Origin of the sequence: Streptomyces prunicolor NBRC 13075, assembly GCF_000367365.1 — a bacterium.
Classification (GTDB): Bacteria; Actinomycetota; Actinomycetes; order Streptomycetales; family Streptomycetaceae; genus Streptomyces; species Streptomyces prunicolor.
The window spans coordinates 97266-110376 of record NZ_BARF01000074.1 but is presented as its reverse complement, the minus strand read 5'-3'; the positions used below and the strand labels follow the sequence as shown (position 1 = coordinate 110376).

General features: G+C 71.4%; 9 protein-coding genes. 2 read left to right on the top strand and 7 right to left on the bottom strand.

Annotated elements, in window-relative coordinates:
* Positions 1 to 27: 27 nt before the first annotated feature.
* The 3 genes from SPR02S_RS31470 to SPR02S_RS31460 all read right to left on the bottom strand — a co-directional run bounded on the left by SPR02S_RS31470 (position 28) and on the right by SPR02S_RS31460 (position 6816).
* A complete protein-coding gene (locus tag SPR02S_RS31470; RefSeq protein ID WP_019061009.1) occupies positions 28 to 1938 on the bottom strand; it encodes a glycogen debranching N-terminal domain-containing protein in 1911 nt (636 codons plus the stop codon).
* 803 nt (positions 1939 to 2741) lie between these two features.
* Entirely contained in the window at positions 2742 to 4463 is a 1722-nt protein-coding gene (locus SPR02S_RS56710) for a DUF4192 domain-containing protein (RefSeq protein WP_019061008.1), read from the bottom strand.
* A gap of 193 nt (positions 4464 to 4656) precedes the next feature.
* Positions 4657 to 6816 (bottom strand): RecQ family ATP-dependent DNA helicase, encoded by a 2160-nt coding sequence (locus tag SPR02S_RS31460; protein ID WP_019061007.1) that lies wholly within the window; start codon positions 6814 to 6816, stop codon positions 4657 to 4659.
* 371 nt (positions 6817 to 7187) lie between these two features.
* Between SPR02S_RS31460 and SPR02S_RS31455 the strand changes: the two genes are divergently transcribed.
* Positions 7188 to 7823, top strand: coding sequence for a hypothetical protein (locus SPR02S_RS31455; protein ID WP_019061006.1), 636 nt, complete (start codon positions 7188 to 7190; stop codon positions 7821 to 7823).
* A gap of 259 nt (positions 7824 to 8082) precedes the next feature.
* Here the strand turns inward: SPR02S_RS31455 and SPR02S_RS31450 are convergent, their stop codons facing one another.
* The 3 genes from SPR02S_RS31450 to SPR02S_RS31440 all read right to left on the bottom strand — a co-directional run bounded on the left by SPR02S_RS31450 (position 8083) and on the right by SPR02S_RS31440 (position 10200).
* Complete coding sequence (locus tag SPR02S_RS31450; protein WP_078623062.1) at positions 8083 to 8724, bottom strand: hypothetical protein; 642 nt, start codon at positions 8722 to 8724, stop codon at positions 8083 to 8085.
* Between the two features lie 68 nt (positions 8725 to 8792).
* A complete protein-coding gene (gene rnhB / locus SPR02S_RS31445; RefSeq protein ID WP_019061004.1) occupies positions 8793 to 9494 on the bottom strand; it encodes a ribonuclease HII in 702 nt (233 codons plus the stop codon).
* A gap of 82 nt (positions 9495 to 9576) precedes the next feature.
* On the bottom strand, positions 9577 to 10200 hold the full coding sequence (locus tag SPR02S_RS31440; protein ID WP_019061003.1) for a TetR/AcrR family transcriptional regulator: 624 nt from the start codon (positions 10198 to 10200) through the stop codon (positions 9577 to 9579).
* 187 nt (positions 10201 to 10387) lie between these two features.
* On the opposite strand from SPR02S_RS31440, the gene SPR02S_RS31435 reads away from it, so the two are divergent.
* Complete coding sequence (locus SPR02S_RS31435) at positions 10388 to 11935, top strand: MFS transporter (RefSeq protein ID WP_026151027.1); 1548 nt, start codon at positions 10388 to 10390, stop codon at positions 11933 to 11935.
* A 213-nt stretch (positions 11936 to 12148) separates the two neighbouring features.
* Here the strand turns inward: SPR02S_RS31435 and SPR02S_RS31430 are convergent, their stop codons facing one another.
* Complete coding sequence (locus SPR02S_RS31430; protein ID WP_052347082.1) at positions 12149 to 13099, bottom strand: ADP-ribosylglycohydrolase family protein; 951 nt, start codon at positions 13097 to 13099, stop codon at positions 12149 to 12151.
* Between the last annotated feature and the right edge of the window lie 12 nt (positions 13100 to 13111).

Sequence of the window (13111 nt, the reverse complement as noted above, 5' to 3'; positions counted from 1 at the left end):
CGCCGGCCGATGCTGCTTCGCACGAGGTCACGCTCCCAATTGCAGGCCGTCGGCCGCCTCCTCGACCATGGCGACACCGAGTCGGCCGACCCGTACGGAGAAGGGGGCGCCCGCGATCCGCAGCCCGGTCAGGCCGATCTCGCCCAGGGGCGCACTGCGCACCGGGCGGAGGGTGACCGTGCGGGCGGGAGCGTCGGGGCGGATGCCCGCGAGGGTGGTCAGCAGCAGCACTCCGGCAGCCGCCGCCGTGGCCGCCGGGCGGCAGGCCGCCGGGTGCGGAAGGGGAGCGCTGCCGTCCGTGCGCTGCTCCCCCGCGTACATCTCGGGGAGCCGGTGCCCGAACGCCTCGGCCGCGGCGAGGACGCCCCGCAGCAGTGAGCTCGCCTCCTTCTCGTACGAGGCTGCGGCCAGGCCCGCGACGGCGATCGCCGTCTCCGCCACCCGCACGGCTCCGCCCCGGTGACTGAACGGGCTGTATCCCGGCTCCTTCACGCCCAGGCCGCGCAGTCCCCAGCCCGAGTCCATGGCCGGACCGCCGAGCAGCCGGGCGAGTTGTTCGGCCCGCACCTTGTCGAGCAGTCCGGGCGCGTACTCGCCGCCGCCCAGGAGCCCGGTGTCGAGGAGGTGGGCCGCGGTCGCGCCGAGGTGCGGTACGAGGCGTCCATCAGGGGCCCGGGCCGCTGCCGGGCGGCCGCCGCCCAGGTCTCCGATCCAGAAGTCCGCGCGGAAGGCGGTGCGTAACTCCTGGGCCCACTGCCGCAGTTCCGCGCCACCGGGTCTGCCGAACGCGTCGAGCAGATCGGCGCCGAGCAGCGCCGCCCGGTGGGCGTGGGCCTGTGTCTCGCAGCGGGCGGGGCCGCTCGGGTGCGGGTCGCGCAGATACGTGCCGTCGCCCACGGTGATCCGCAGCCAGGTCAGACAGCGCTCGGCGGCGGGGAGCAACTCCCGTGTCTCCTGCTCCGGGAGCCCCCAGCGGCGGGCCTCCGCGAGCAGCACCGGGAAGAGCAGGGTCGCCTCTGTCCCCGTGCAACTCGGCGGCAAATGGGCGCCGGCATCACGGCGCGGCCCGGGAATCATGCCCAACTGCGCTCCAGCGCGCTGGAGTTGGGTGCCGGCGAGAGTCCGCAGCGTGCCTGCGGCGAGCCGCGTGCCGAGAGGCAGCGTCATCCGCGCCGCCGTGAGCGACTCCACCGGCGCCAGACCGCAGCGCCAGGGTGCCCCTGCCGCGAGGTGGGTGTCGGACGGGTGCGCTGGGTCACGCAGCAGCAGTGCCTGGAGGTCCTCGACGCTGGTCCGCAGGAGCACGTGGACCCGTGGGTCGTCGCCGGTCGCCTGTGCGGAGGCCAAGGGACTGGTCGCCCCGTGACCCACGGCCCGTACCGGTCCCGCGCCGTCCGGCCGTACCCGGAGTTCCACGCTCACCGTGCCACCCGGCGGCAGTTTGAACTCCCAGCGCAGGAGTCCTGCGGAGGCCAGTGCGTCGGCGGGCGGTGGGTCGGCCGTGACCGCCGAGGTGCCGGCGGCTCCGGACCAGCGCAGGCCGGAGTCGTGCACGCTCGCAGGCAGTTCGGGTCCCGTGTTGCCTGCGGCGATCGCGCCCAGATCGGCCATGTCGGTGCCGAGCGCCACCTCGACCGGCAGGCGCAGCGGGCGCCGGGAGACGCTGCGCAGGGTGATGCGCTCGGTGCCCTCGGCGTGCCGGGTCCGCTCGACGACGAGGTCCGGGTCCGGGCCGCAGTCCGGGGACACCCGTACGGTCCCCACGAAACGGGCGCGGTCGGCCGCCGTCATCCTGGCCTGCACTGCCAGTGGTTCGCGTCCGGCCACCCGTACCTGACAGCGGGAGAGCACGCGCCGACCCGCGCGGTAGAACCCCTCCAACCCCCGGCCGTTCAGCTGCCCTTGCTCCGTGGAGACGGCGAGGCCCGGGAGGGCCACGCAGATCAGGGTGGTGTGGGTGGGAGGCAGTTCGAGGGAGCGGCGGGGTGCCGGGCGGGACGGGTGCGGCAGGTGCGGCGGAGAGTTTTTCGGCGGGGAGACGGGCGAGGCGATGGATGGCGACTGGCGTGGGGATGCGGGCTGGGGCGGGCGGCGGATCTGGCCGGGTGTCCGCCCTTCTGGCCTGCTGGTGGCCGTCGGCGGCAAGTTCACCGGCGCGTTCAGCCGATGGGACGGTTGCGGTGCATGTTCGGGATCGGCTGTGCCCGTGTACGGCGGCGATGAGCCGGCGCCCCGGCTCGGGCGCGGCTCGGGGTCACCGGAGTCAGGGCGGTCGTCGGCAGCGGAGGGCGGAGTCGGCTGGTGCATGGGCGGCTTCTTCTGCGCTCTGTGCGCCGCAGACGTGTTCGGCGCCGGTTGGACGGTTCCGGAAGGACAAGGGCTGTCCGGCGACACGACCCGTTCAGGCGTTCCGCCACTCAGGTGAACGGAGCCGGGCTCGTCCTGGTCACGCCCACGGCCTGGGAAGCCGACCGAATGGCGGCTCGGTGGCGGGGACGGACAGCTGGCGCCAGTCACTCCGTCCCGGTGGCCGCCGACCCGGCGCACGGTCCGTCCTCCAGACGCGCCCGTTTCTCGCGCCGCGTGCCCCTCGGTGAGTCCAGCGCCGCCCCGCATGTTGGGAACACTGACCGTGTGTGAAGTCGCCGCCCGCAACCGTACGGCCCGGTGGAACCAAGCTCCGAACACACCGAGTCGACCACTGGACCGGCGGGGCCGTTCTCTGCTCCCCAAGCCCTTGATCACCCGTCCCCCTCAACGCCGTTGCTCCCCGGCTGCGGCGCCTCCGAGCAGGTGTCGTAACGCTGCGACTCACCCTTCCTAGGAGCGCGCGCACGTGTGGTGCCGGGGCGTGCGGTGCGCTGCGCCGGTGTGCGCGGATGGGTTCCGTCCGTCCCGGATCGGCGGCCGTCCGCGTTCGCGGGACGGGGACGGCCCTCGGCTCCGTCGGCGGTCCGCGCACGTCGCCGACGGCGGGAGGCTGCGGGTGAGGCTTCCGCCGGTGCCGGACCGTCGCCGGGATCGCCCGCACCCTGCCTGAGGGAACCATCGGCGGCCTCAGCGGCGGCGGCCTGCCTTCCAGCGCGCGTCACCTCTCCAGCACCCGTCGGCCCTCCAGTGCCCGTCGCCTTGCCAACTCCCGCTGTCTGTGCGACTCCCGTCGCTTCTCCAACTCCCGCCACCTCTCCGGCTTCCGTCACCCCTCCAGCGCCTGTCACCTTTCCAACCCCCGCCGACCTGCCAGCGCCCGCCACCTCTCCAACTTCCGCCGCCCCTGCCCGTCCCACCCGCTCCGCGCGCAAACACCGCCGAATCGACTCCGGGTCCAGGCCCTCGTTGCAGGCCTGGTGCAAGAGGCGGGCGAACAGGTAGTCGGGGTCCGCGCCCAGGGCCATGGCCAGGGCCTCCCTCGCCTCCAGGTCGTCGCCGGTCGACCAGGCGACCCAGCCGGCGAGTGTGAGCGGAGCCGCGGCGTGCTCGCCGTACGGTCCGACGCAGCGGCGGGCCAGTGCGCGCCAGAGGCGCAGGGCCGGTACCGCGTCGTCGCCCTCCATCCATTCGGCGGCGCGGTCGCGGGTCGTACGGTCCTGGAGGCCGAGGATCAGCCTGGCGGCTTCATCGTGGGCGAGCAGTGCGTCGTCGCGGAAGTCCGAGTGGAGTGCGCCGGACACGTGCGATGCCGCGGCAAAGCGCCTCAGGATCCGCTGGGCGAGGTCCAGAGTCTCCTGCGCCACATCCACTCGGCTGACATCGTCGAGGATCCTCGGGACCAGATCCATACCGGCGGCGTCCAGGGCGACTTCCTGCTGAAGCGCGGCAGCCGTCTCCCAGGGCAGCAGCCGGGTCCGCAACTCCCGTAGCGTGCCGCGCACTTGGAGCCCCGCGTAGGTCGCCGCCGCGGCCAGTACGGAGGTGCCGGGCAGGCCCATCGGGGAGCCGTCGACCGGGCAACACCCCTCGGTCGCGCAGCAGTACGACCAGAAGCGGCCGTCCGAGATGCAGAGCGCCTCGATCACGGTCACGTCGAGTCGGCCGCACTCGGTGCGCAGCTTCTGCACGAGCGGGCCCAGTCGTTCCATGACCTGGCGACCCGACTCTCCCGGCGCCGGTTCCTGACAGACGTAGGCGATCATCTGCTCGGGCTTGGTTCCCCTGCGCTCGCTGCCGGTCACGAGGCCGTGGGCCAACTGCCGTGCCACGGAGGCCCAGTCGTCCGCGCCGGCGGGAATGCCGAGCCGGGCCCTGCCGCCGAACCGGCCCCGGCCGTCTTTGTCGTGCAGGGCGACGAGGACGATGCTGTCCTCGGGACGGTACCCGAGCAAATAGGGCAGCGCGTCGGCGAGTTCGGCGGGGGTGCGCAGGGTGACCTGGTGCTCGGCGCCGTGTCGGTCGTACGCGGTGGGGTCGATGTCGCCGTTTTCACGGTTTCCGGATGATCCGGTCGTTTCGCTGTGGTTCGTCATGCCTTGACGATCTCGCGAATCGCGATGTTCCGCTTGAGCCTGTGGATAAGTCCGGTCAGGGACACGCCACATGGGGTTCGGCACGGAACCAACTCGGCCCACGCGCCCCGGACACCTGGACCGCCTCGGCGATCACGCGATCACTCCCTTGCCCGGACCGCACGCCTCGGGCAAGAGTCCCCGTAACGAAACCTCAGCCCGCCGCGGCGAGAACCAGCGGAAGAACCTGTTCGCTGCCTGACCGGCGGAGCAGTCGGGCAGCGACCGCGAGTGTCCAGCCGGAGTCGGTGTAGTCGTCCACGAGCAGGACGGGGCCGGGCGAGGCGGCCAGTGCCTCGGCCAGCTCCCCCGAGACGGCGAAGGCGTCGGACAGTGCCCTGAGGCGTTGGGCGGAGTTGCTGCGCCGTGCCGCGTGCGTGCCGTCCGGTCCGGTGTACGTCAGGGTGCCCAGGAGGGGAAGGCGGCCGATGCTCGCGATGCCCTGGGCGAGGGAACCGACCAGTTGCGGGCGGGCCAAGGACGGTACCGCCACGACCCCCACCGGGCGGGCGGAGGCGTCCTCGACATTCGGCGCCCAACCGCCCGTAGAGCGCGCCCAGTCGGCGAGTACCGCCACCGCGGCCTTCAGGACGTCGTCGGGGACCGGACCGTCGGGCGCGTTGTCGGCCAGCAGCGGGCGCAGCCGGTTGCCCCAGCCGATGTCGGAGAGCCGTCCCAGGGCACGCCCCGTGGAGCACTGGTCCTTCGCGGGGATACGGCCCTTGAGGTCGACGCCCAGCGCGGCCATCCCGGTCGGCCACATCCGGCGCGGCTCGACCTCCACGCCCGGGCGGTCCAGTTCCTTCGTCGCCCCTGTCAACGTCTCCGCCGAGACCGAGGCATCGATCCAGGCGCCCGCGCAGTTGTCGCAGCGGCCGCACGGCACCGCCCCTTCGTCGTCCAGCTGCTGGCGCAGGAACTCCATCCGGCACTGTGACGTACTCACGTAGTCGCGCATGGCCTGTTGCTCGGCCGCGCGCTGCTTGGCCACCCAGGTGTACCGCTCGGCGTCGTACACCCACTCGGCGCCCGTGGCCGCCCAGCCGCCCTTCACTCGCTTGACCGCCCCGTCGACATCCAGGACCTTCAGCATCGTCTCCAGGCGGCCGCGTCGTAGGTCGACCGCCGTCTCCAGGGCAGGCACGGACAGCGGCCGTCCCGCGTCGGCGAGGGCCGAGAGGGTCTGCCGAACCTGCGTCTCGGGCGGGAAGGCCGTATCGGCGAAGTAGCGCCAGATGGCCTCGTCCTCGCGGCCCGGCAGGAGCAGCACATCGGCGTGGGCCACACCGCGCCCCGCACGGCCCACCTGCTGGTAGTAGGCGATCGGCGAGGAGGGCGAGCCGAGGTGGACCACGAAGCCCAGGTCCGGCTTGTCGTAGCCCATGCCCAGCGCGGACGTGGCGACCAGGGCCTTGACCCGGTTCTCCTGGAGGTCGATTTCAGCCTGCAGGCGGTCGGCGTTCTCCGTCTTCCCGGTGTACGAGGCCACCTTGAAGCCGCGTTGGCGCAGGAAGGCGGTGGCTTCCTCGGCGGCGGCCACGGTGAGGGTGTAGATGATCCCGGAGCCGGTCAGCTCGTCCAGGTGCTCGGCGAGCCAGGCCAAACGGTGCGCGGCGTCCGGCAGTTGGACCACTCCCAGCCGCAGGCTCTCCCGCTCCAGCGGGCCGCGCAGCACCAGGGCCTCGCCCGCGCCCGTGCCCAACTGCTCGGCCACATCGGCGGTCACGCGCGCGTTGGCGGTCGCGGTGGTGGCCAGCACCGGTACGCCGGCGGGCAGTTCGGTCAGCATCGCCCGCAGCCTGCGGTAGTCGGGGCGGAAGTCGTGTCCCCAGTCGGAGATGCAGTGCGCCTCGTCGACCACCAGCAGGCCGGTCGTGGCCGCGAGCTTGGGCAGCACCTGGTCACGGAAGTCCACGGAATTCAGCCGCTCCGGGCTCACGAGAAGCACGTCGGTCTCGCCCCGTTCGACCTCTCCGTAGATGCTGTCCCACTCCTCCGGGTTGGCCGAGTTGATGGTGTGCGCCCTGATGCCGGCCCGCGCCGCGGACTCGACCTGGTTGCGCATCAGCGCGAGCAACGGCGAGATGATCACAGTGGGACCGGAGCCGCGCCGACGCAGCAGGGCGGTGGCGACGAAGTACACCGCCGACTTGCCCCAGCCGGTGCGCTGCACCACCAGCGCGCGCCGGCGCTCCTCCACCAGTGCCTCCACCGCCTGCCACTGGTCCTCGCGCAGCCGCGCCGTACCGCTCGGATCACCGACCAGCTCGGCGAGGATGGCGTCGGCTTCGGCACGCAGCTCCTGGTTACTCATACCCCCCATGCAACCGCACGCCACTGACAACGGCCCAATCCCCCGCCGTGGCGAAGCGCGCGGAGACCCTGGTCCCGCACCAGGGCCGACCGGCTCCCTATGGACCTCCCGCACATCAATGGCGTACGAAAGTGTCGTGCCCGAACGTCCCAGGCGTCGCCGGGCGACGCATTGGGTAGGGATATAAGCCACAGAACATCAGATAAGGGGCCGTGGCCCCATTTGCTCGTTGCCGCATCCCAGTTCGACAGGAAGAATTGAAGTCCGCTCCCCGCACGGCTCGCCCCTGACCCGGTAGGGCTCTGCTGCGGTGCGCGCTCCCCCGAATCCGACCCCGCCCGTAGTGTGGGCGCGTAGCCGAAGGGAGGACCGTGACCTTCGGATTCGCTCCGTCCTCCGCGGCATCCACGTCGACGTCTGCCGACCTGTCCGCCGCTTCCGCCAACCCTCTCGCCCGTCTGCTCGAACCCTCCGAATGGGCCGCCGCCGGAATCCCGTTGCTGCGCAATCCCCGTGAGGTCGTCAGCGGGCTGCACTCCCGGCACGGTCTGAGACCGGCGACCGCGATCGTGGCCGTCCTCGACCCGGACGAGCGACTGCTCGCGAGCGCCTCGTTCGTCCGACGGCCCGCACCGGCCGACGGCTGGATGTTCCGCAACGCGCTGCTCGCGCAGCTGCGCCGGGTCATCCCGCACGATCTGCGCCGCCGTACCCCGGTGCGCACGGCCGTGCTGCTCTACTGCCGTGAGGGCGACGCGCGTTGGACGGAGGAGGACGGCGCGTGGATGTGGGGGCTGCGTGACGCCTGCACCCTGCACGGGCTGCGCTGCGGGGCCTACATCACGCTGACCCGGGACGGCTGGCAGGTGCTCGGCGAGGGGCGCGGCGGCCGTCGGCCCAGCGCGGACTCCACGCCGGAACCTTTCGCCATGTCCGAGGTACCGCCCCTGCTGCCGCGCACCGGCGGCGCCGCCTCGGAGGTCCTGCGCCGCGTCGCGGCCCGCTGAAGGTCGCGGCCCGCTGAAACCGGTCCGGGCTCCACGCCCGGACCGTACGGCCCCACCACTACGGAGTCCTTACGACGCCGAGTCAGGCACACTCCGGTGCCTGTACACGGGCCATGAAGTACGGCCGCAGTAGGCCCACTTGACCGACCCCGCCACAAATCCGCGCACGCCGAACGCGTCACCGTGCACAGACCGCCGCGACGGCGTTCACCTGACCGCCGTCGCGCTCCGAAAGCCTTCCGGGAGTTCCCGGAACGGCTCAGACGCCCGCGCCCAGCACCGAGTTGATCTGCTGTGGGTCGCCGCAGACGATCAGCAGGGTGCCGGCCCGGCCGAGGGCCAGGGGCAGGACGGTGGTGGCAACGGCGGCTGTGCCTCCGTTGACGGCGACCACGACGACGGGACGGGACGCCGCCCGGCCCGCGACGGCGGCGTCCGCGTAGAAGACGTCGTCGCGCGCGTCGTGCTGCGCCCAGTAGGAGGCTTCTCCGAAGGACAGTTCGTGGGCGGCCCACGGGTGCGGCTCGCCGGTGGTGATCACCAGCACGTCACCGGGGGCACGGCCCGACTCCAGGAGCAGGTCCACGGCTTCCTCGGCAGCGTCCAGCGCGCCCTCGGCCGAGGCGGGGAGCAGCTGGATCTGCGGGGTCGCCACAGCGGTGTCGGAAGAGGCGGGAACAGCCGGACCCGAGGGTCCGGGCTTGGCCACGGCCACGTCGCGCGGCGTACGTTGCGCCGGTGCCGTGGGCCGCAGGGGGCCGGGACGACCGGGACGCGACGGAGCCGCGGGGCGGGGACCGGGTACAGGGCGGGGGGTCGGCGCGACGCGGCTGCTGGCCGGAGTGGCGCTGGGACCCTGGGCGCTCTCGTGAATCTGAGGCTCCTCGGGAATGAGAGGCATGGGCTGATTTTTATCAAACGCTGGTGCGGCTTGCGGCAGCGGGTGGCACATGAGTGCGAGCGGAACGGTCAGAAGTCGAAACCGAGCTGGCCCTCGATCTTCGGAACGCTTCCCTCCGCCCAGCTGCGGGCCTTCTTGAGGTGCCGCCACTGGGGCAGCGCATCAAGATACGCCCACGACAACCGGTGGTACGGGGTGGGGCCCCGCTCCTCCAGTGCGGCCTTGTGCACGGGCGAGGGATACCCGGCGTTGGCCGCGAAAGCGAAGTCTGCATGGTCGATGCCCAGTTCGGCCATCATTTTGTCGCGCTGAACCTTGGCGATCACCGAAGCGGCCGCGACCGCCACGCACGACTGGTCGCCCTTGATCACCGTACGGACCCGCCAGGGGTCCCCGAGGTAATCGTGCTTCCCGTCGAGGATGACCGCGTCGGGGCGAACGGGCAAGGCCTCCAGAGCACGCACCGCGGCGAGCCGCAGCGCGGCCGTCATCCCCAGGTCGTCGATCTCTTCGTGGGAGGCATGCCCCAAGGCGTACGCCGTGACCCACTTGCGGAGTTCTTCGGCGAGTTCGGTGCGTCGTCTGACCGCGATGAGCTTGGAGTCGGTGAGGCCTTCGGGGGGTCGGCGCAGTCCGGTGACCGCCGCGCAGACGGTGACGGGGCCGGCCCACGCGCCGCGCCCCACCTCGTCGACGCCGGCAATGACCTTGGCCCCGGTCGTGGCGCGGAGTGAGCGCTCGACGGCATGAGTAGGTGGTTCGTACGGCATGGCGCGCTCAGCCTACGCCGCCCGGAACCCCCTGCGACACCCGGGTTCCCCGAGGCCCCCGCGAGTCCGTGCCGAGCCGGCTTCACGCACCGCCGGGCCGGAGCAGCGGAAGCATCAACTGGTCGAGCATTTCCTCGATGTCGCCGTCGGTCCATTCGCTGCCGCACATCTTCGAGCGGTACATCATCATCGCCGGAATGGCGTCCAGCACATAGCCGTTGGAGGCGTCGGAGCGGACCTCGCCTCGCCCTATTCCGCGGTTGACCACCTCGCCGAGCAGGCGGATCACCGGTTCCACGACCCCTTCGAAGATCACGCCGTGGAAGCGCTCCGCCTGCGCCGTGTCGCATTCGTGAATCACCGAGCGCAAGGCGTATCCGGGGCGCGAGTACATCGCGTCGCGCGCCTGCACGCACAACGCCAGCAGATCCTCACGCACGTTCCCGAGATCGGGCGCCTCCTCCAGACGTGGCAGTCCAGCCTGCAGCGCGTCCGCGACCAGGTCCTCCTTGGAGGACCAGCGTCGGTAGACCGCGGCCTTGCCCGTCTGAGCACCGGCGGCGACGCCCTCCATCGTGAGGGCGTTCCATCCGACCGTACTGAGTTGCTCCAACGCGGCGTCCAGGATCGCGCGTTCGAGCACGGCGCCGCGGCGGCGGAGGGAGGCCGTCTGAGCGGGAGCGGCCGTCCAGCCCGAGGTAACCATCTAGATATCTCCAGCGAGCAGTGGAAGTGGGGCTTCCGGGGAACGGGGACACATCACGCGGCAGCGACGGGGGAGGCGCCGCGCGAAAGCGGCTTAAGTGAACGCTTGCGTTCACTAGCGGGGACTCACTACCGTTGACGCGACAGTGAACGCGAGCGTTCACTAACACACTTGTGGGGGACCCATAGTGACAACCTCTCAGTTGATGAAGGACCCAAAACCAGGAGCGGCCCGCCGGGAGGGACATCCCGGCATCGCACTCGCGGTCATCGCGGCCTGCCAACTCATGGTCGTACTCGACGCGACGATTGTGAACATCGCCCTTCCGCACATTCAAGCCGCGCTCAGCTTCAGCACCACCGACCTCACATGGGTCGTCAGCGCCTACACGCTGACCTTTGGCGGCCTGCTGCTTCTCGGCGGCCGGGCCGGCGACATCCTCGGCCGACGCCGGGTGTTCATGACCGGCATCCTGCTCTTCACCTTCGCGTCGCTGCTCGGCGGCCTCGCCCAGGAGCCCTGGCAGTTGCTGGCCGCACGCGTCCTGCAGGGCGTGGGTGGCGCGATCGCGTCGCCCACCTCGCTGGCGCTCATCACCACCACGTTCCCCGAAGGCCCGGAGCGGAACAGGGCGTTCGGAGTCTTCGCCGCGGTCTCGGCGGGCGGTGGCGCGATCGGCCTGCTCGCGGGCGGCATGCTCACCGAGTGGCTCGACTGGCGCTGGGTGTTCTTCGTCAACCTGCCGATCGGCCTGCTGATCGCCGTCCTCACGCCGCTGTACATCAGCGAGTCCGAACGGCACACCGGCCGCTTCGACATCACGGGCGCGCTGACCTCGACGGCGGGCATGGCGTCGCTCGTGTACGGCTTCATCCGCGCGGCGGACCAGGGTTGGCGCGACAGCCTGACCATCGGATCCTTCGCCGCGGCCGCCGTCCTGCTGCTGGCCTTCGTGATCACCGAGAACCGGGCGAAGGAACCGATCACCCCGCTCAGGATGTTCGCCGACCGCAATCGCTCGGGCACCTACGTGATCATGCTGAGCCTGGCCGCCGCGATGTTCGGCATGTTCTTCTACATCGTGCTCTTCGTGCAGAACGTGCTGGGGTACACCCCGATCCAGGCCGGTCTCGCCTTCCTGCCGGTGACCGTCGTGATCGCGGCCGGCGCGGGACTGTCCCAACGGTTCCTGCCGACGTTCGGGCCACGGCCGTTCATGCTCGTCGGCTCGGCTCTCGCGGTCATCGGGCTGACCTGGCAGACCCTGATCAGCTCGGACAGTTCGTACGCCGGTGGGGTGCTCGGCCCGATGCTGGTGTTCGGCTTCGGGATGGGTCTGAACTTCGTCACGCTGACGGTAACCGCCGTCTCCGGTGTCGCCCAGCACGAGGCGGGCGCGGCGTCCGCGCTGCTCAACACCATGCAGCAGGTGGGCGGTTCGCTCGGTCTGTCCATCCTCACGACGGTGTTCGGCTCGGCCGGCAAGGACGAGGCGAAGAAGCAGCTGCCGAAGTTCCTGGCCGACGGATCGGCGGAGCAGAAGGAGACCTTCTCCAAGACGCACCAACTGCCGGCGCCGTGGGGGCACGAGGTGCTCGCGCACGGAATCTCGACGGCCTTCATCCCGGCCGCCGCGATGGCCGTACTCGCCCTGGTCACCGCCTGGTTGGTGATCCGGGTCCGCAAGAGCGACCTCGAGGCCCTCGCGGGCACGGCGGGTCCGGGGATCGGCTGACCGGCCGGGCCCGATCAGGGCCCGGCCGAGAGTCGCCGACGAAATCCTCATACCTCGCCCCCCTGCAACTGTCGTGTCCTGTCTGCCCGTGCGGACTCATGTGCCACACAGCAGCTACCAGGACAACGGCCGGTCGGTCACGGAGAGTTCCCGGCAAGCACAGAGAGTTTCAGCGCGTGCGGGCGGTACCGCCCGGGTGAGCAGTCGAAGACGTCAGACGGACGTCGGAACCCAGCCCGGCAGCGCCTCCGTCTGCCCCACCCACCCGGCGGGCGGCGTCCCCGCCTTCCCACCGGCGATCACACCGCCCACGATGGCGCAGTTGGTGTCCACATCCCCGCCGACCTGGGAGGTGGCCCAGAACGCCCCCTCGTAGTCGCCGAGGCCGCGCGCCGCCGACCAGAGCGCGAAGGGGACCGTGTCGTGAGCGGACGTACGGCGTCCACAGCCCAGTACGGCCGCGACGGTGCCCGGATCGGCGTAGTCGAGCATGTCCCGGGCGCGCCGCAGGCCCGCTCCGACGGCGCTCTTCGGTACGAGTGCGATGACGCCGTCGAGGAGTTCTCCGGGGCCGGGCGGACCACCGGGGGCCGCGGCCAGCGCGGCGGCCGCGGCGACGGCCATGGCACCGACCACGGCCTCACGGTGCTGGTGCGTCGGGTAGGCGGAGATCTCCGCCTGGTGGGTCGCCTGTTCGGGGTCGTCCGCGTACCAGGCGCCCAGGGGTGCGATGCGCATCGCCGCGCCGTTGCCCCATGACCCCTGTCCGTTGAAGAGCGCGGCGGACAGTTCACGCCAGTCGCCGCCCTCGCGGACGAGGCGCAACAGCCGGTTGACGGCGGGGCCGTAGCCGCGGTCGAAGTCGTGGTGTTCCGCGAAGGAGTGCGCCAGGGCGTCCTGGTCGATGCGGTGGTGAGCTGCCAGGACGGCTACTACGGAGCAGGCCATCTCTGTGTCGTCCGTCCACTGCCAAGGCCCTGGGGGTAGTTCGCGGCGCTTGAGCAGCGGGTAGTTAACGGGGACGAAGAACTGTGAGCCCAGCGCGTCGCCCACGGCGAGTCCACGCAAGCTCGCCAGGGCGCGGTCCAGGCGCACATCGGGCGAGCTGGCAGAGGTAAGAGAAACAGAAGGGTCGGGAGTGTCGGAAGAGGAGTCAGGGATCATCGGTCGGCAACT